The sequence below is a fragment of the Microcoleus sp. A003_D6 genome (genome assembly GCF_036702825.1).
Taxonomy (GTDB): Bacteria; Cyanobacteriota; Cyanobacteriia; order Cyanobacteriales; family Microcoleaceae; genus Microcoleus.
Map to the genome: position 1 here is coordinate 15,447 of NZ_JAUBWA010000013.1, position 18,592 is coordinate 34,038.

The window sequence follows — 18,592 nt, forward strand, 5'->3', positions numbered from 1 at the left end:
GGAGAGAACATCTGAACAGGTACTATATTTTTAATTGTTACCGATTATATGGTAAGTTTGGCGGTTGATTTACTAAACCAAGAAACTATCTATCTCATCAATAAACCTTTTGAGTTGGTTAACACTGTTAACCAAGTGCAAATACAAAAGTTCATAATCAAGATTATTTATAATCTCTTGCGATGTCTTTTCACTTTTATCATAATTTCTACTTACTACTCTATAAATTTCATCTAAATCTTGACTAGGACGTGATCTTTGTTCAGTATCGATAATTCTTAGGTCTAAACCACATTTTTGGACGATAAAATCACAGGTTAAACGATTATCTATTTTAGCAAAATAATTCCATTCTGCTAAAAACCATGCTTCAATTTCCATTACAGCTAAAATTACAGAAATTGGAACTCCTATTTTTTGCAAAGGTTTCAAAAATCCTCTGATTCCTGTTTCTATTTCTTCTTTTTTCCCTAAAGGTATTGGGTATAAATCTCTCAGCCCTAAAATTTTTTCATAACCATTCTCGATCAAGCTCTGATGCTGTTTTCTGATATCAGAAACTACATGAGCATCATTACCACAATCATATAAAAGGACAAAAAAAGGAGCATTTTTTATGGTACTTAATTTAAGTGGTTGAATTATACGATTAGCTTTGCCACCTTGAAATTTATAAGTTTCAATAGATATTTTTTTATAACCCGCAATTTCCTGAAATAACCTTTCAACAAATATCTGTTCTGTTTGTCCTTCAACAAAACAAGCAATTTTCTTTGGTGTCATAATTTATGCTGCCTCTTCATCACCTTCTTTTTGTAACAGAAACTCACTCGTGAACAAATCAAAGTTATTAAGTCCAATAAACTTAAACTCCTCAATCTTCTCCCGTGAATTATAAATATTATGTAATTTTGCACTCCCAGGAGTCCGTTCAATTAATGACCAATATTCTATCGGAACACCATTCATAATAAACTCATCATTGGTAGTCATAATAAGTTGAATTAATCCTGTTTGAGCTTTGTCTATTAGAATTTTAATTATAGAGGAAGAGCGTTGATAATCTAACCCTTCTCCAATATCATCAATCACAATACAACTAGGTTTACTCGCTAGTAAAGAGTAGTTAATTTGAATAAACAATGATAAAGCTCGAAACATTCCTTGTGACATTTCTAATTGTTCTGTCACGGAATTTAAATCGGCTTCCTTAATGTATAGAGATTGTGGTACTTCCTCTGAGCTATCAGCAGCAGAAATATCGGAATTGATGAAAGATGGCACTTTTATTCCAACTTCTGATAACTGATAACCAATTTTCGTCATATCAGATATAATTGCTTCTATAAACCGCTCGCCAATTTCCTGTTTTCCCAGTACAAATATACCGACAACAGACCTAGCATCTTTGACCTTTATCTCATTTTTTGATAATTTTTGGTCTCGGGGAAAGGGAGGAAGCCACATAAAATTCTTACCTAGTTCTGTTCCAAACTCATAAAATCTTAGGGAACTAGACCATTGATATAAATCCTCTAAAAATGGATGCTGAATAGAATCTCTACGCTTAACAACTGCGAGTTCTGTTGGGTCAGTTTGAAACCGAATATCTTGGTCAAGTTCTGTAGCAAAGATAGTACCTTTGCCTGATTCATCCCTATCTAAAAGTGGCTTATTGCTTTTACTGCCTATAATTAATTTTTCTTTAATTACAACACCTTTCTCTATTTTCAATATATATTCTGTTTTTTCTTCGGGTCGATCAATATCAAACAAAAAATGCCATTCAGAGCTTTTGGCTTGTGGAAGAAGAGACCTACTGTTTGATAGTAACTCTGACAGAGTATATATGGTTCTCACAATTTTTGATTTACCACTAGCATTTTTACCCACAATTAAATTTGTTTGGCTTAATCGACATTTTTCGACTCGCCATTCACCAGGTAAACCTTTATTATACACATACTCAAAAATATCTAGCTTCATAAATTTCTTACGTTGATTACAAAATTTTTATAACAATAGGATCGAACACTAATAATTTAACACAGAATCGCCAATCTGACAATTACCTCCGCAGAAACACCTCGGCCCCAGAAAGGTATAGAATACTGAGGATGCAGCAATCTATTTACTGACTATGACAGACCAAAAGACATTGACAACGGCTGACGGAATTCCGGTTGCAGATAACCAGAATTCCTTGACTGCGGGTGAACGCGGGCCTATCCTCATGCAGGATTTTTACCTAATGGAAAAACTGGCTCACTTCAACCGGGAACGCATTCCCGAGCGCGTTGTCCATGCAAAAGGAGCCGCTGCATTTGGCACGTTCACCGTCACCCATGACATTACTCGCTACACCAAAGCTCAGCTATTCTCAGAAGTGGGCAAACAAACTCAGGTTCTCCTCCGCTTCTCTACCGTAGGCGGCGAACAAGGTTCAGCGGATGCCGAACGCGACCCCAGAGGTTTTTCGATGAAGTTCTACACCGAAGAAGGCAACTGGGATTTAGTAGGCAATAACACGCCTGTTTTCTTCATCCGCGATCCGCTCAAATTTCCTGATTTTATCCACACGCAAAAGCGCCACCCGCAAACTCATCTCAAAGATCCTAATGCTAAGTGGGATTTCTGGTCGCTGAGTCCAGAAGCTTTGCATCAGGTGACAATCCTGTTTTCCGATCGCGGTACGCCGAAAAACCACCGCCACATGGACGGTTTTGGCAGCCATACCTTCAGCCTAATCAACGATCGAGGAGAACGGGTTTGGTGCAAATTCCACTTCAAAACCATGCAAGGTATTGACAATTTCACCGCCGAAGAAGCGACGCAGATCAAAGGCGAAGACCCAGATCATGCGACTCGCGATTTGTTTGAGTCGATCGACCAAGGTAATTATCCCAAGTGGCGCTTTTGCATTCAAGTAATGACCGAAGCGCAGGCCGCAGAATATCGCGAAAGCCCCTTTGACTTGACAAAAGTGTGGAAGCATTCAGAGTTTCCGTTAATTGACGTGGGAATTCTGGAACTCAATCGCAATCCACAAAACTTTTTTGCTGAAGTGGAACAGGCGGCATTTTCTCCTTCTAATGTCGTTCCAGGTATTAGCTTCTCTCCAGACAAAGTGCTGCAATCTCGCATCATGTCTTATCCAGATGCTCAACGCTACCGTCTCGGTGCAAACTATCAGCAATTGCCCGTCAATCAACCAAAGTGCCCGGTGATGCACTACCAACGGGATGGCGCAATGACACCGGGTAACAACGGTGGTAGCGGGCCGAACTACGAACCCAACAGCCACGAGGATGCGCCGAAGCAAAACAGTGTCTATGCTGACCCAGCTTGGGACTTAGGAAATGTCAAAGTCGATCGCTACGATCACCGTAAGGGAAATGACGATTATACCCAAGCAGGAGACCTCTATCGCTTGATGAAACCCGACGCACAGCAGCGGCTTGTAGCTAACATTGTGGAAAGTTTGAGTGCAGCAAAACCGGAGATTCAGATGCGCCAACTGTGCCATTTCTTCCGCGCCGATCCGAATTACGGCCGCCAAGTTGCAGAAGGTTTAGGAATTGCGATCGATCCGTCTACGATGGCCGCTGCTCAACCGGTTGGTGTGTAGAACCTGCGAACATTCAATAGATATCTGCTTTTTAGCAGATGTCTATTCTCACATCTTGCACTTTTCTCGCTGAACAGGCAAGATGCCTGTTCCACAAGAAAATCTACTCTTTGTGGAACAGGCATCTTGCCTGTTCAAAAAAGGATTATTGACAATGGTGCAATATCTCAGTATTGAAACTATGTGCAAGATGCCTGTTCCACAAGAAAATCTACTCTTTGTGGAACAGGCATCTTGCCTGTTCAAACCAGGATTATTGACAATGGTGCAATATCTCTGTATTGAAACTATGCGTGTAACAGGCACTCTTAGCCCGCGTCTTAGGTGCAAGTTAAATGCAGTAAAACTTAACGTCATTAAGTAGGGGGCGATTCCCTGCGGGATAGCTTCGCCGCGCGTGGTTTTTAGCAATTGTCTCTTGAAAAGGCACAGAACCAAGTAAAATAACTTAAGGAACTGCAAGAAAAACCAAACAAGAGAAACCAAACTATGACATTACCAATTGGCTGTGCCGCTCCTCAATTTACCGCCAAAGACACCAACGGCAACACCGTCTCACTCTCCGACTTCGCCGGTAAAACCGTAATCTTGTATTTCTACCCCAAAGACGACACCCCCGGCTGCACCAGACAAGCCCAAAGCTTCAAAGCAGCCCATGAAGAATACAAGGGCAAAGATATAGTAGTTCTCGGTGTCAGCCGAGACAACGAAGAATCGCACCAAAAGTTCACAGAAAAATACGGTTTGCCTTTCCAGCTATTAGCAGATGTTGATGGCACGATTACCAAAGCTTACGATGTTGAAAAAGGCGATTATGCCAAGCGCGTTACTTTCGTCATCGACGGTACCGGCAAAATCATTCAAGTTTATGAGGGCGAAACCATGAAAGTTGACACTCACGCTCAAGATATTCTTGTCACCATAGTTTAGTGAGGGGTCACGGGTGCGGGGGTTAACAACCTACTCTAACTAAATTTGTTCCCCCAAAACTGGCACGACAAATCCGCTCAACCAGCCTAGATTATTGTCAGGTGCGCGGTGCACACCCTACAGTTAGATTTCGGGCTAAAATCCCGCCAACAATTAAAATTCCTGCTTTAAAAGGCACTTACCGCCCTTAGACTGAATCTAGGGGCGGTTTTATTAGGGATCGATCGTTGTGTTTGATAAAATCAGAAGTTATCCTTGCTTTAGCTGAATAATTCATTAGGTAGAGGGATATATAATGACAAACAGCAACATTATTTTGAGTTACTTAGGCCCACAAGAAATTGAGGCTAATAGAGCCACTGTCTTAGTTGGCAGTTTTGACAAAAATCTAGTGGCGGCGATTTCAGCGACAGAAGGCTCAAATGCCCTGAATGTCGGGATAAATCTATCTAGAGGCTTTTGGAACATCAGTTTAGAAAAAGGATTCGATAGCGCAGGAACTCGCGCAGTGCAGGTGAGGGCAACTGATAAGACCGGCAAAGTTATCGGCCAAAAAACAGTTAACATCAAAGTTAATCCTGCTTCTAAGTCACCCGCTCAATTTTTCACGTTAATTACTCTCACAGATACCGTATTCAAAGCCGGAACACTGCCCGCGAGCAATCTCAACAACCTGCAAAAAGCGGACATACCAGCAGGGAAAATTTATCAAATTAGCGACTACGAGTTAGAAGACGGACACCTGAACATTCAACTAAATAATGCAATTTCTCCGGTGGGAAAGTCCGGCTTTTTCTACGAAAAACACGTAGTCATAACGAAAGGTGCAAAAATTCTCATATTCGATCGCGCCGAGTTGCCCGCCCCGCCGCCTGGAATGCAGTTGCTGTGGGCGATCAAAAAGACCTGGTTAAAGCTCAACCCCACAGATTCTGCTACTTTAGGAACAACTCAGAAATTACAATTTAACCCGGGAGAAACTTTCAATATTCTCGGCTACGCTTGCGTGGAAAACCATTTCCGAGTCGCTTTCGATCGGGCAGTTCCTAACTTAGGAACTTCGGGATTTCTGTACTGGCAGCACGTCCAAATTTTGCGAGACGGGAGGGGAATTGAGTATGATAGAAATGCAGTTACGATGACAATCATCAAAACGACTGTGTTTAAAAAGCGGCCGATAAATGCCGCTAGCCTGCCACCCCAAGAAAAAATTACCTTGCCGGCGGGAATGATTTACGGAATTGCCGGATTCTCGATCGAACAAAGCCACATTAAAGTCTCGCTGACCGAGAATTTGCCGCAATTTGGCAATACAGGTTTCATTTATCCCGATTTTGTGCAATTCAGCCGCAGTGGCATATCTTTCAATCCCGCTGTGAATTTAACTTATCAAGGGCCGTCAGAAGTTTTAGTAAATCAGCCGATCGTCCTTCGGGGTACTTTTGACCGGCAACAAGCCGCAAAAGTTGAGGTGATAGCTGAGGATAAATTTCCGCTAAGCGTCACGCTAAGCCAACAAGCCGGCACTTGGCAAGTGAATTTGGCTAAAGGATTTAACATAGCGGGAGCTCGGTGGCTCAGGTTGCGGGCAACTGACAGCAAAGGCAACGTTACTGGCAGCCAAATAATTTACATTACCGTAAGTTCCGATCCGCTAACTGTCGGACGAGGTTTGACCTTAAAGATAGTTTCTGACACTTTGTTTAAGGTAGCTCCGCTTGATTCTTCCCGGCTCAATAATCAGCAAAAAGTTTTTGTCAAAGCAGGCCAGACTTTGACGGTTAGTAGATACGGATTTATTGACGGGCATCTCAAGGTGGTTGTAGATTCAGCAATTTCACCGATCGGCACTTTTGGCTATTTTTACGAACCCGACGTTCAGTTGGCCAAAGGTACTCAAATCCTAAAATTTAACCTGGCTGACGTACCGAATAGCAAGGTCAGCGCTCAACTGTTGGTAACTCAAACAACTCAGATTAAAGCTCAACCAGAAGATTCATCAAAACTGCCGGCAAATCAAGTGGCTGACCTACTTTTAGGTAGCACCTATGCCATCACTGGTTATGCCTGCATTTTGGGGCATTTCCGAGTAACTCTCGCCGAATCTATTCCCGGTTTCGGCAATATCGGATTTATTTATTGGCAGGACGTTAAAATTAAAAAAGATGGCAAAGAAGTTCCCTATGACCCTGCTGCTTTGACGATGACAATCCTGCAAGCAACTGTGTTTAAAAAACGGCCGGTAGATTCTGCTAGCCTGAGCAGTACCGAGAAAACTACGCTGCCTTTAGGTCGAGTTTACGGCGTGAACAGCTACGGTGCGGAAGGATCTCACCTGAAAGTTTCCCTGACGGAAGAACTGCCAAATTTGGGCAATACAGGTTATGTTTTTCCTAGTTTTGTTCAGTTCAAGCGGGGAGATAAAATTTTCGATCCGGTTCCGAACAATGTGGAATTGAACGTGCCGTATTTTTCGCAGCGGGACAATCCGCGTTTTGACTGGTCTACTTGCAATGTAACTTCGATCGCGATGGTACTTTATTATTACGGCGTTCGTTCTGAGTGGGGCGGACAGTTGGAGGATGAGTTGTTGCAGTGGTGTTTCGACTATGCCGGCCAGGGTTCTCAAACCGATCACAGCGTGCTTTCGGCACTGATTCAGGCTTACGGGTTTAAGACGAGTTTTAGTACGACTCGTATGTGGGCCGATGTGCGATCGGAATTGCTAAATCGGCGACCAGTAGTTTTAGCCGGAGATTTTACTGCGGCCGGTCACATTCTTACTGTAATTGGCTACAATTCTCAAGGTTATATCGTGCAAGATCCTTGGGGAAATGCACTCACCGGTTACAGCGATACTGAGGGGAGAAAGTTGATGTATCCCTACGGTTACGTCAATCAAGTTGCTGGGCCAGATGGGAATGTTTGGGCGCATTTTATCTCTCGATAAGGTTTTTAGGTGCGCGAGGTGTTTAGGAACAGGCAAGATGCCTGTTCCACTAGAACATTTAGTTTTTGTGGAATGGAACAGGCAAGATGCCTGTTCCACTAGAACATTTAGTTTTTGTGGAATGGAACAGGCAAGATGCCTGTTCCACTAGAACATTTAGTTTTTTGTGGAATGGAACAGGCAAGATGCCCGTTCCACTAGAACATTTAGTTTTTTGTGGAACGGGCATCTTGCCCGTTCTTCAGAATGCTACAATCGATCGCCTCAAGCAATCTTGCGCTTAATTTTGCGTTTCGCTCCACCAATGCCTAGAATGCCAAATCCGGCTAAAGTACCGAAGATAGTAGCAGGTTCTGGTACTGGTTCAGCAGAGCCTTGTTCAAAAGAGCCTTTAATGGCGATCGCATCGTTAGCGCACTCGGCAAAAAAGTTAGCAATATAGTTCCCCGAAGGCATTGAGGATTTGTTAAAACTGAATCCGATTGTTTGAGAACCTACTGCATTAAACTGAGCGAAATTAAGACCGAGGGCGCTCAAATTTCCTGACGTTAAAAAATTGATTTCTCCTACTTTTGTTCCCGCAGCTATTGAGTTGAGAACCGTCCAGTTACCTGTTTGTTCAAAATAGGGATCTGTGGCAGCTAAATCGCCCATTGATGGGGTTCCGCCTTGAGATGCAACTACGGTGTTGAATTGATTTAAATTGGCAAAGCCAGAGTTAGTTTGGGTGACGTTTTTAGCGGTAACATTGCTGTAAACACCTGTTGCCGCCACGCCTGAGTCATTTCCGGTGGCAAAGCGAACGGCAAATAAGTTACTATTTGTGTTCGCTGTGTTGAAGTTTTGACCGGAAAAATTGAAGAATAAATCGCCGTAGTTGATGTTGCCTCTTTGAGCGGCGCTGTCTGCATATCCTGCTAAACTTAGATTGGAGTTAATGGCAATGAAAGCTGTATCTGATGTTTCTTTGATGGCGATGCCGTAAAATTCAAATTCGCCCCCGCCAATTTGGGGCCCTGTCACGCCGTCGCTGAAGGAATCGATCGCATAATTCCAGCCGTTAGATAGCGTTGCTGCTGTAGCTTTTTGTTGCTGTAGTGCGATAATTGCACAGAAAACAGTCGCTGAGTAAGTCCAGCGGATGCCCTTTTTAGCAATGGAATTCATAAAATGCTGCCTGGGTAATGAGTGTTAAAGTATCATGTTTGGTCGATCGACTATTTTTAATTTTCAGTAAATCATACATTCCGACCGAATTTATTAAAGTTTCGGTAAAGATTTTGTCCGGCGATCGCATCACATCAACGAGATTGGTTAAAAAAACCAACCAATGCCACTAGCTAAATACAGGACTGACGCAGGCACAGTATTTAGTAGACCTCTTGCAAAAATAGCTGGGACGGGCAAGATGCCCATCCCACAAAAAGTTTTTTTCTTGTGGAACGGGCATCTTGCCCGTTCCAAAATTTGATTAAAAGGACTTTTGCAAGATGTCTAATAATTATAATTACGTTTGTTGTGAGGACTGAAGTCCTCAAAGTCCTAAAATGCCGATCGCCCACAATTTTACTAATTTTACTATAAGCGATCGACCCAATAAGCTCGCTCGTCGATCGTCAAAACACTGAATCAGCACTTTTTCGGGAAGTGCCGCACTTGCGAGAATTGGAGAATCAAAAAAATTTCATAGGGCGATGCGCGATCGCACGTTTTTATAACAGTCGATAAACTTCCTGCAATATATCACAGCAGGCATCGCGGGTTCACTGTAACTCGGGCGGTAGTTTCTGCACTCTTCTGCGGTGCATAAATCAATCGAATTTTTAAATGCTGTTAAGATCTCGCCGACAGTTCGTTGACTATCTTGACTCTTCCCTTGAGCACAGAACGCAGCAGGCGGTTGATCGAATGTCTGCATTCATCGTCGAGAGAGTCGTCTAAAACAGCAGCCATCAAACCGTAGCGATCGGCTAAAGTCAAACAACCCGTATCGGTAACAGAGACAAGCATTTCGGAAATAGCGCCGGGGATAAGTTGAACTAAAAACATGAGACGTTCTCTGAATTCGATACTTATATCATCTCTCGTTCTCCGAAAATCGAGAGTGACGCTGGCCTAACAAAGAAGGTGATGTTTTGAGCCAAATCATGTGACAGCGACCGCTCTAATTATGTGACGAGCTGCGTTTTAAGTCTGCGATCGCAGTCACAATATTAATCTTATATATTTGTCTATTTCCCCTTCTCCCCTCCCAAATCTAAAGATTTACACAGGTTTTTCTGCCATGTGGGTGTCTTTACGCATGACCCATGTATAAGACGCATCGCCCCTATGCGAAATGTTCATAAATCTCAACATTTTGTAAAAATAGCTACGAATATTTACTGTGGTGCGCTTTACATTCATTCATAACAAAGGTGCATCGAAATGCAGCGATCGACCGAACCCTCGGTAGCAACTATAACCATACATAGTTTTGTGCAGTTCGAGGCAGCGCCCGGTCAAGCTCAAATGTACAGAAGACCAACCATGCTTAAAAGAAATTAGATCGAGTAACTAAATATACAGTTTTAAATCCATACGCTCACTAAGGTTAGCAGGAAACACACTTTATGCTCCAAGTCAATACCTCCACCGAAAAAGCCAGCAGCGAGGGTAAGCCGATGACCCAAACAGTAGAACCCAAAGCCAGCCAGAACAAATTTGAAAAACTCAAAGCCGAAAAAGATGGCTTAGCACTAAAAGCAGAACTCGACCACTTCGCCGAAATCGGCTGGGAAGCAATGGACGAAACCGATCGCGAGCACCGCCTCAAATGGCTCGGCATCTTTTTTCGACCAGTAACTCCCGGCAAATTCATGATGCGGCTGCGCTTGCCCAACGGCATCATTACCAGCAATCAAACCAGAACTCTAGCAGAAATCGTCCAACGCTACGGCGACGACGGCAGCGCCGACATCACCACCAGGCAAAACCTGCAACTGCGCGGAATTCGCATCGAAGACGTGCCCGACATCTTCCGCCGCCTCAAAGAAGCGGGCATGACCAGCATCCAGTCTGGCATGGACAACGTACGCAACATCACGGGTTCCCCAGTCGCTGGCCTGGACGCGGACGAACTGATTGATACGCGGGAACTGGCGAACCAAGTCCAAGACATGATTACGAACAGCGGCGAAGGTAATCCCGCGTTTTCAAATTTGCCGAGAAAGTTTAATATTGCGATCGCAGGCTGCCGCGACAACTCAGTCCACGCAGAAATCAACGACATCGCCTTCGTACCCGCTTACAAAGACGGCAATATCGGCTTTAACGTTTTAGTCGGCGGTTTCTTCTCCGCCAAACGCTGCGAGGCAGCAGTTCCCCTCAACGCCTGGGCAAGTCCCAGCGACGTTGTAGATTTGTGCGAAGCCATTTTAAGTGTGTATCGCGATCGAGGCCCGAGAGCAAACCGCCAAAAATCGCGCTTGATGTGGCTGATTGACGAACTCGGAATCGAACAATTCCGCGCCGCAGTCGAACAAGAATTAGGCCGCACATTGCCCCCCGCCGCCCTCAAAGATGAAATCGTCTGGGAAAAACGCGACCACATCGGCATCTACGACCAACAACAAGCAGGGCTAAAGTATGTAGGGCTGCACGTTCCCGTCGGACGGTTGCAGGCATCGGATTTGTTCGATTTGGCCAGAATTGCCGAGGTTTACGGCAGCGGCGAACTCAGGCTCACCGTCGAAGAAAACGTCATTGTTCCCAACGTTCCCGAATCGCGGATTGAATCGCTACTCAAAGAACCGCTGTTGCAGCGTTTTTCGATCGACCCCGCACCCCTGACGCGAGCATTGGTTTCCTGCACCGGCTCGAAGTTTTGCAACTTCGCCCTCATCGAAACCAAAAGCCGCGCTGTGGCAATGATTGAGGAACTCGAAACCGAACTTTCAGTTCCCAAACCGATCAGAATTCACTGGACGGGTTGCCCCAATTCCTGCGGTCAACCCCAAGTAGCAGATATCGGTTTGATGGGCACAAAAGTTCGCAAGAACGGCAAAACCCTCGAAGGTGTAGACATTTACATGGGAGGTACTGTCGGTAAAGACGCTCACTTGGGAAAATGCGTCCAAAAAGGCATCCCTTGCGAAGACCTCAAACCGGTGCTGCATCAACTGTTAGTCGAGCAGTTTGGGGCCGTTCCCAAAGAGATTGCAGGGGATGTAGCTGTGCTGAACCGGCAACTGCAATTGACGGTTGAGGAGGGCGAAGCGGCAGTCCCGGCAGCCAAACCTCAGACATCTACTGTCATTTTCGCTCGATCGGGCAAAGAAGTTGCTTGCAGCGAAGATGAGTACATTCTCGACGTTGCCGATCGCGCTGGCATTGAACTCGATAGCAGTTGCCGATCGGGAACCTGCGGCACTTGCAAGCAGCAACTCCTAGAAGGCAAAACAGTCTACGACAGCCAACCCGACGCGGCCGCCAACTTAGAACCAGGGTTCATTTTAACTTGCAGCGCGCGGGCGATCGGCAAAGTGTCGATCGACGCCTAAACTCACAATGTCAGATGCGAGATAAACAAACAGAATTCTGTCATTGCCAAGATCGCGAAGTAATCTCACATCTGACATTTCCACCATCTCAAAGTACAACAACAATTCAAGACAAATGAGCAACCTTTCCAGAAGAAAATTCATCATCACCGCCGGAGCAACAGCAGCCGGCACCCTCCTAGCCCACGGTTGCAGTTCCGGTTCCACCACATCTAGCGCAACTCCCAGCGGCGCCACACCCAGCGCCGCCCCAGCAGTCAACATCAACCCCGCCGACGCCCCAGAAGTTACCGCAGCCAAACTCGGATTCATCGCCCTCACCGACGCAGCACCCTTAATCATCGCCCAAGAAAAAGGGTTATTTGCCAAGTACGGCATGAAAGACGTACAAGTTACCAAACAAGCATCTTGGCCAGTTACTCGCGACAACTTAGAACTCGGTTCCGAAAAAGGCGGCATTGACGGAGCCCACATCTTATCTCCGATGCCTTACCAAATGACATTAGGCACAATTACCAAAGGCAATCAGCCAGTGCCGATGTACATTCTCGCCCGGTTAAATACTAACGGCCAGGCAATTTCCCTTAGCAAAAAATACCTAGATTTAAAAGTAGGTACAGACAGCGCACCCCTGAAAGCAGCTTTTGGCAACCAAAACCTTCCTGTTGCTATCACTTTTCCCGGTGGCACCCACGACTTGTGGATGCGCTACTGGCTAGCAGCCGGCGGTATTAATCCAGATACAGATGTTTCCGTGATTCCCATACCGCCGCCGCAAATGGTAGCGAACATGAAATCTGGCAGCATGGAAGCCTTTTGCGTAGGCGAACCTTGGAATGCTCAGCTAGTTACTCAAAAGGTAGGATACACGGCCTTAATAACTGGAGAAATGTGGAAAGATCATCCTGAAAAAGCTTTAGGTTTAAGAGGAGATTGGGTTGACAAAAACCCCAAAGCTGCAAAAGCAATTACAATGGCTGTCCTGGAAGCCCAGCAGTGGTGCGACAAGCCAGAAAATCACGATGAGATGTGCCAAATCATCTCTCAAGATAAGTGGTTAAAAGTTCCATTCGCAGATATTATCGGTCGCTCTAAAGGTCAAATTGACTACGGTACCGGCCGCATTGAAGCTGCCAGCCCAGTGGCGATGAAATTCTGGGCGGACAATGCTTCCTATCCCTACAAGAGTCACGATGCTTGGTTCTTAGCTGAAAATATTCGCTGGGGTTATATCCCGGCAACTACCGACATCAAAGCAACGGTTGATAAAGTTAACCGCGAGGACATTTGGAAAGCAGCAGCGACAGCACTTAGCGTTCCCGCAGCCCAAATTCCTGCTACCACTTCTCGCGGTGTCGAAACCTTCTTTGACGGCGTGAAGTTTGACCCAGAAAAACCAGAAGAATATCTGAAGGGTCTGGCAATCAAAAAAGCATAATTGGTGAACAGTTGACAGTTGACAGTTGACCAATTTTAAAATTGAGTGGAGTTGGGTGGAGTGAAACGGAGGGTTCCTAACTCAACCCACCCCAGACACGGTTATCCCTTCAAAGTATCTAGAAATAATCGATTATTCACAATACTGCAAAAACAAAAATGGCAACAAACCTCGCTGTTACTAAAAGCAAAAATCCAGTAAATTTCGTTCTGGATCGGGTTCAAAAAAACCGCCGCAAAATCATCCGCCCGCTAGTGGCGATCGCAGTTCTGCTGATAATCTGGCAAATCCTTTGCAGCAGTCCAGAGTCCACCTTGCCCGGCCCGATAAAAGCCGTCCAAGAAAGCTGGAATCTGATTGTCAATCCGTTCTTCGACAACGGCGGCACGGACAAAGGCTTATTTTGGCAACTGGCGGCAAGCTTGCAGCGGGTGGCGATCGGCTTTACTTTGGCAGCAGTTCTCGGCATTGGTTTAGGAATATTGATCGGCACAAACTCTTTAATGTTCGATGCTTTAGACCCGCTGTTTCAAGTATTCAGAACTATCCCGCCCCTGGCTTGGCTGCCGATCGCCCTGGCGGTATTTCAACAGTTCAATCCCTTTGAAGGTCTGGGCGTAAAAGCTAACGAAGTTTCAGCGCTTTTTGTAATCTTAATTACAGCAATTTGGCCGATTCTAATTAACACCACAGTAGGCGTCCAACAAATACCCCAAGACTACAGAAACGTCGCCCGCGTCTTGCGCCTTCCCAACCAAAAATACTTCTGGAAAATCCTGCTACCCTCTTCAGTTCCTTACATCTTCACAGGCTTGAGAATTGGTATCGGTTTGTCTTGGCTGGCGATCGTAGCTGCGGAAATGTTAGTCGGCGGCGTCGGCATCGGCTTCTTCATCTGGGACGCTTACAACAGTTCTCGACTCAGCGCCGTGATTTTGGCAGTGCTTTATGTAGGAATCGTCGGTTTGATTTTAGACAGAATCGTTGGTTTCATCGCTTCCAAAGTTGTTCCCGAAGAACAAAAATAGAATTTGGATAACAGTTAACAATACAAGGTGCGCGCGGCGCACCTTACAGCCAACAAGTTACAGAGACTTAATTTACAAATTACAAACTAACCTAAAATTGCCATGTCAGTATTTGTTGAAGTAGACCACGTTGACCGCGTATTTAACTTGCCCAATGGAGAGCAATACATCGCTCTTAAAAATATCGAACTTAAAATAAAAAAGGGAGAATTCATCACCTTAATCGGACACTCGGGCTGCGGCAAATCTACACTGCTAAATATCATCGCAGGCCTCGACAACGCAACTCAGGGCGGGATTACTTTAGAAGGGCGCGAAGTCCGCGATCCAGGCCCGGACAGAATGGTGGTGTTTCAAAATTACTCGCTGCTACCTTGGCTGACGGTGCGCGAAAATATCGCCCTAGCAGTAAATGAAATTTACAGCGGTAACTCTAAAGAAGATCGCGAGTTGGTGATCGAACACCACATTAAATTAGTCGGACTCGGACAGGCGGCTAACAAACGCCCCAGCGAAATTTCTGGGGGGATGAAACAACGAGTTGCGATCGCCCGCGCCTTGGCGATTCGACCGAAATTGCTGCTGCTAGACGAACCCTTCGGAGCCCTCGACGCTTTAACTCGCGGCGGTTTGCAAGAACAGTTGATGAAAATTTGCGAGGAAAGCAAAGTCACCAGCGTGATGGTAACTCACGACGTGGACGAAGCTTTATTACTCAGCGATCGCATTGTGATGCTCACCAACGGCCCGGAAGCGCAAATCGGACAAATTCTCGAAGTGAACATTCCCCGCCCCCGCAAGCGCATGGAAGTTGTCAACCATCCGAGTTACTACGCGCTGCGCAACGAAATGGTTTACTTTCTCAACCAGCAAAAGCGCGTCAAACAGCGCAAGGCCACACAACAACCGCCTGCGATCGCCCGCAACGGCCTAGAAAAAATCAACCTCGACATCGGCTTTATTCCCCTCACCGACTGCGCGCCCTTAGTCGTAGCCAAAGAAAAAGGATTCTTCAAAGCCCACGGCTTAGAAGAAGTCACCCTCGTGCGCGAACCTAGCTGGAAAGAAATTGCCAAAGGCCTCGCCGAAGGACGGCTGGACGCGGCGCAAATGGTCGCAGGGATGCCGCTCGCCATGCTGTTGGGCATGGATGGTCAAGCCCCTGTGCCCGTCTGTAGCGCCCTCACTCTGTCTCGCAATGGCAATTCGATTGTTTTCGGCAAACACCTTTACAAACAAGGCATTCGGACATTAGAGGATTTCAAAGCTGCGATCGCCAGCACCCCGGATAAAGTTCACACCTTGGGCACGGTACACTCCGCCTCGATGCACAATCTGCTGTTCCGCTACTGGCTGGCCGCCGGCGGCATCGACCCCGACCTCGACGTGGCCTTGACCGTGATTCCGCCCCCGCAGATGGTATCGAATTTAAAAGCAGGCAACATTGACGGTTACTGTTCGGGCGACCCCTGGAATTCCCACGCAGTCAACAGCGGTACGGGTTTTATCATGGCCCGTTCCCTCGACATACTGCCCGGACACATCGAAAAAGTTCTCGGTGTTACCGAAGATTGGGCTCAGAAATATCCTCAAACCCACGTCGCCCTCGTCAAAGCTCTTTTGGAAGCCTGCGAATACTGCGACGACCGCCGCAACCGCGAAGAAATCCTAGAATTGATTTGCCAAGAAGAATACATCGGTGCAGACCCCAAAGACATCCGTCCGGGGTTCCTCGATCCGTACAATTTCGGTACGGAGGCAGAACCCGAAATGCTCTACAACTTCAATCAGTTCTACGTTGACCAAACCAATTGTCCAGACCGCCTAGAAATGGTGTGGGTGATGGCGCAGATGGCTCGCTGGGGACTGATTCCGTTTCCGAAAAACTGGGTGGAAGTGGTCGATCGAGTTTTGCGGCCCGATGTTTTCGGTCAAGCAGTTCGCGAATTGGGTTTGCCGGATATTTCCAGAGTTCGCCGGACGATCGAACTATTTGACGGCACTGTCTTTAATCTAGACGACCCGATCGACTATCTTCACAATGTCAAAATCAAGCGCGACGTCCGCATTGAAGAAATTTTAATTGAACAAATAGGCAGTCAGTGTTCCATCAAACTGCCAGCATAACCAGCAAATAGGAAGAGGGAATGAGGAGCAAGAAATCAGGAAACCAGACTCCAAATCTCCCGCTTCCTAACTTCCTAATTTCAAATTATCAATCCTAAGCTGTCATGTCTAATTCCTCAACCCAAAATCTCAATCCTGAAAATATGCAAACTCTCAAAACCCCCCAAACAACCAAAATTCAAACGGAAAAGCCAGGGTTTCTAACGATTAAAGACGTATCGAAAGTCTACGATAATCTGAAAGAGCCTGAAAAACCTTTTGTGATTCTCGACGGTGTAAACCTGACTATTCATGAAGGCGAATTTATTTGTTTGATCGGTCACTCGGGCTGTGGCAAATCTACTTTGCTGAACATGATCGCCGGATTCAACGGGCCGACAAACGGAGAAGTTGCTCTCGAAGGTTCGCGGATTACTGAACCGGGCCCCGATCGCATGGTGGTGTTTCAAAACTACTCGCTGCTGCCGTGGTTGACTGCTACTGAAAACATCCACCTCGGCGTTGAAAATGTTTACCCGGACAAGTCCGCAGACGAACACAATACGATCGTCAAGGAACACTTGGAATTAGTGGGGCTGACCGAAGCTGCTAACAAAAGACCGGGCCAATTGTCCGGGGGAATGAAACAGCGGGTGGCGATCGCCCGAGCTCTGGCAACTCGCCCCAAACTGTTGATTTTGGACGAACCTTTCGGAGCTCTAGACCCGATTACCCGCGAAGAGTTGCAGGAAGAATTGCTCAAAATCTGGCGCGAGCACAAAATTACCGTCATCATGATTACTCACGATATTGATGAAGCTTTGTTTTTGGCCGATCGTATCGTAATGATGACTAACGGCCCAGCGGCTTCGATCGGCGAAGATATGCACATTCCCTTCAGCCGTCCCCGCAACCGGACTCGGGTAATGGAAGACCCCAGATATTACGAACTGCGGAACTTTGCTTTAGAGTTCCTGTTTTCTCGCTACGCCCACCACGAAGAAGATGAAGCAACGGACTCGGAAACAGAAGCCGTCGCGATACCCCTACCAGTACCTGCTGGTAAAAAGCGTGCGGTTGCTGACAGGCAGATCGCACCTGCACCTTTTGTGCATGATACTGCCGAGCCCCCAGAAGCTTCGCCGATCAAACGCGGCATCTTGGCAGCCTCGTGGTTCGTAGGAATGGTTACTTTAGCTGCCGTAAGTATCTCTGTTGTTTCCAGCCAGCTAAAGCAAGCGAAACTAGCAGAAACTGCACCGCAGGCGCCTGCGGCGGTTGTGAGTTCTCCCCCCAGCCCGCAAATCGCAGCAAGTTCGATCGCGCCGAATGCCAGTCCTGCACCCATCGCTAGCCCTGCACCAATTGCAGCAAGTTCTGCACCAATCGCTAGCCCTGCACCAATCGCTAGCCCTGCACCAATTGCAGCAAGTTCTGCACCAATTGCAGCAAGTTCTGCACCGATCGCTACTGGAAGCCCTGCACCAATTGCAGCAAGTTCTGCCACCGCGCCCAATGCAGCAACCAGTGCCGCCCCAGGGATTTCTGACCAAGCCGAACTCGATGCGATCGGAAACCAGTTATATGCACAAATTGACCAAAATTGGAAAACAACTCCGACATTTACCGAAAGTTTAACTTATCGGGTCAAAGTGAAACAAAACGGCGATATCTTACAGTTCGAGCCGACCAATAAAGCAGCTAAAGATTTCGTCAAAGAAACTCCTCTGCCGACTTTGCAAACTCCTGCCGATGCCGCATCAGGCGCTCAAAAAACTGCTGAATTCCAAGTAACTTTTAGCCCCACCAACGGCGGCGGCGGCGTATTAGAAGTTAAAGCAGGGAAGTAGGCAAATTACTCCGGCACTAAATCTCAGAGTGGTATCAACAACCAGGTCAAAATTAGTATCGGCTCGCTGTTTGAGTCCTGCAAAAATTTATCCTAGCCCCTATCCTTGGGGTGAAAATAGT

At 46.3% G+C, this 18,592-nt stretch carries 14 protein-coding genes; 10 read left to right on the top strand and 4 right to left on the bottom strand.

Going from position 1 to position 18,592, the window contains the following annotated elements; genetic code table 11:
- Window positions 1–72 precede the first annotated feature (72 nt).
- Entirely contained in the window at window positions 73–783 is a 711-nt protein-coding gene (locus QUB70_RS06110) for a DUF4276 family protein (RefSeq protein ID WP_332978999.1), read from the bottom strand.
- Window positions 784–786: 3 nt separating this feature from the next.
- A complete protein-coding gene (locus tag QUB70_RS06115; RefSeq protein ID WP_332979000.1) occupies window positions 787–1,986 on the bottom strand; it encodes an AAA family ATPase in 1,200 nt (399 codons plus the stop codon).
- Between the two features lie 154 nt (window positions 1,987–2,140).
- Here QUB70_RS06115 and QUB70_RS06120 point away from each other — a divergent pair, with 154 nt between their 5' ends.
- The 5 genes from QUB70_RS06120 (at window position 2,141) to QUB70_RS06140 (ending at window position 7,792) form a co-directional block, all read left to right on the top strand.
- Window positions 2,141–3,628 (top strand): catalase, encoded by a 1,488-nt coding sequence (locus QUB70_RS06120; protein WP_332979002.1) that lies wholly within the window; start codon window positions 2,141–2,143, stop codon window positions 3,626–3,628.
- A gap of 82 nt (window positions 3,629–3,710) precedes the next feature.
- Complete coding sequence (locus tag QUB70_RS06125) at window positions 3,711–3,992, top strand: hypothetical protein (RefSeq protein WP_332979003.1); 282 nt, start codon at window positions 3,711–3,713, stop codon at window positions 3,990–3,992.
- Window positions 3,993–4,117: 125 nt separating this feature from the next.
- Complete coding sequence (locus tag QUB70_RS06130; protein ID WP_332979004.1) at window positions 4,118–4,558, top strand: peroxiredoxin; 441 nt, start codon at window positions 4,118–4,120, stop codon at window positions 4,556–4,558.
- Between the two features lie 295 nt (window positions 4,559–4,853).
- On the top strand, window positions 4,854–7,508 hold the full coding sequence (locus QUB70_RS06135; RefSeq protein ID WP_332979006.1) for a C39 family peptidase: 2,655 nt from the start codon (window positions 4,854–4,856) through the stop codon (window positions 7,506–7,508).
- An 86-nt stretch (window positions 7,509–7,594) separates the two neighbouring features.
- A complete protein-coding gene (locus QUB70_RS06140) occupies window positions 7,595–7,792 on the top strand; it encodes a hypothetical protein (RefSeq protein WP_332979008.1) in 198 nt (65 codons plus the stop codon).
- On the opposite strand, the gene QUB70_RS06145 is transcribed toward QUB70_RS06140, so the two are convergent.
- Entirely contained in the window at window positions 7,773–8,675 is a 903-nt protein-coding gene (locus QUB70_RS06145; protein ID WP_332979009.1) for a PEP-CTERM sorting domain-containing protein, read from the bottom strand. The genes QUB70_RS06140 and QUB70_RS06145 overlap by 20 nt on opposite strands.
- Window positions 8,676–9,341: 666 nt before the next feature.
- The gene (locus QUB70_RS06150; protein ID WP_332979010.1) at window positions 9,342–9,557 is read right to left on the bottom strand and encodes a hypothetical protein; all 216 of its coding nucleotides are present in this window, start codon (window positions 9,555–9,557) and stop codon (window positions 9,342–9,344) included.
- A 563-nt stretch (window positions 9,558–10,120) separates the two neighbouring features.
- On the opposite strand from QUB70_RS06150, the gene QUB70_RS06155 reads away from it, so the two are divergent.
- The 5 genes from QUB70_RS06155 to QUB70_RS06180 all read left to right on the top strand — a co-directional run bounded on the left by QUB70_RS06155 (window position 10,121) and on the right by QUB70_RS06180 (window position 18,471).
- A complete protein-coding gene (locus QUB70_RS06155) occupies window positions 10,121–12,049 on the top strand; it encodes a ferredoxin--nitrite reductase (RefSeq protein ID WP_442927719.1) in 1,929 nt (642 codons plus the stop codon).
- Between the two features lie 115 nt (window positions 12,050–12,164).
- A complete protein-coding gene (locus QUB70_RS06165; protein WP_332979012.1) occupies window positions 12,165–13,487 on the top strand; it encodes a CmpA/NrtA family ABC transporter substrate-binding protein in 1,323 nt (440 codons plus the stop codon).
- Between the two features lie 158 nt (window positions 13,488–13,645).
- Window positions 13,646–14,515 carry a nitrate ABC transporter permease gene (gene ntrB, locus QUB70_RS06170; RefSeq protein WP_332979013.1) on the top strand — a complete coding sequence of 290 codons (870 nt, stop codon included), beginning with the start codon at window positions 13,646–13,648 and terminating at the stop codon, window positions 14,513–14,515.
- A 102-nt stretch (window positions 14,516–14,617) separates the two neighbouring features.
- Window positions 14,618–16,642, top strand: a complete 2,025-nt coding sequence (locus QUB70_RS06175) for an ABC transporter ATP-binding/substrate-binding protein (protein WP_332979015.1) — start codon at window positions 14,618–14,620, stop codon at window positions 16,640–16,642.
- Window positions 16,643–16,746: 104 nt separating this feature from the next.
- Window positions 16,747–18,471: a nitrate ABC transporter ATP-binding protein gene (locus tag QUB70_RS06180; protein ID WP_332979016.1), complete on the top strand. Its 1,725-nt coding sequence runs from the start codon at window positions 16,747–16,749 to the stop codon at window positions 18,469–18,471.
- Window positions 18,472–18,592 lie beyond the last annotated feature (121 nt).

What these genes read in the sequence shown, in the direction of transcription:
- QUB70_RS06110 (WP_332978999.1), bottom strand. Translation starts at nt 783, where the DNA reads ATGACACCAAAGAAAATTGCTTGTTTTGTTGAAGGACAAACAGAACAG.
- QUB70_RS06115 (WP_332979000.1), bottom strand. Translation starts at nt 1,986, where the DNA reads ATGAAGCTAGATATTTTTGAGTATGTGTATAATAAAGGTTTACCTGGT.
- QUB70_RS06120 (WP_332979002.1), top strand. Translation starts at nt 2,141, where the DNA reads ATGACAGACCAAAAGACATTGACAACGGCTGACGGAATTCCGGTTGCA.
- QUB70_RS06125 (WP_332979003.1), top strand. Translation starts at nt 3,711, where the DNA reads ATGCCTGTTCCACAAGAAAATCTACTCTTTGTGGAACAGGCATCTTGC.
- QUB70_RS06130 (WP_332979004.1), top strand. Translation starts at nt 4,118, where the DNA reads ATGACATTACCAATTGGCTGTGCCGCTCCTCAATTTACCGCCAAAGAC.
- QUB70_RS06135 (WP_332979006.1), top strand. Translation starts at nt 4,854, where the DNA reads ATGACAAACAGCAACATTATTTTGAGTTACTTAGGCCCACAAGAAATT.
- QUB70_RS06140 (WP_332979008.1), top strand. Translation starts at nt 7,595, where the DNA reads ATGCCTGTTCCACTAGAACATTTAGTTTTTGTGGAATGGAACAGGCAA.
- QUB70_RS06145 (WP_332979009.1), bottom strand. Translation starts at nt 8,675, where the DNA reads ATGAATTCCATTGCTAAAAAGGGCATCCGCTGGACTTACTCAGCGACT.
- QUB70_RS06150 (WP_332979010.1), bottom strand. Translation starts at nt 9,557, where the DNA reads ATGTTTTTAGTTCAACTTATCCCCGGCGCTATTTCCGAAATGCTTGTC.
- QUB70_RS06155 (WP_442927719.1), top strand. Translation starts at nt 10,121, where the DNA reads ATGCTCCAAGTCAATACCTCCACCGAAAAAGCCAGCAGCGAGGGTAAG.
- QUB70_RS06165 (WP_332979012.1), top strand. Translation starts at nt 12,165, where the DNA reads ATGAGCAACCTTTCCAGAAGAAAATTCATCATCACCGCCGGAGCAACA.
- ntrB (WP_332979013.1), top strand. Translation starts at nt 13,646, where the DNA reads ATGGCAACAAACCTCGCTGTTACTAAAAGCAAAAATCCAGTAAATTTC.
- QUB70_RS06175 (WP_332979015.1), top strand. Translation starts at nt 14,618, where the DNA reads ATGTCAGTATTTGTTGAAGTAGACCACGTTGACCGCGTATTTAACTTG.
- QUB70_RS06180 (WP_332979016.1), top strand. Translation starts at nt 16,747, where the DNA reads ATGTCTAATTCCTCAACCCAAAATCTCAATCCTGAAAATATGCAAACT.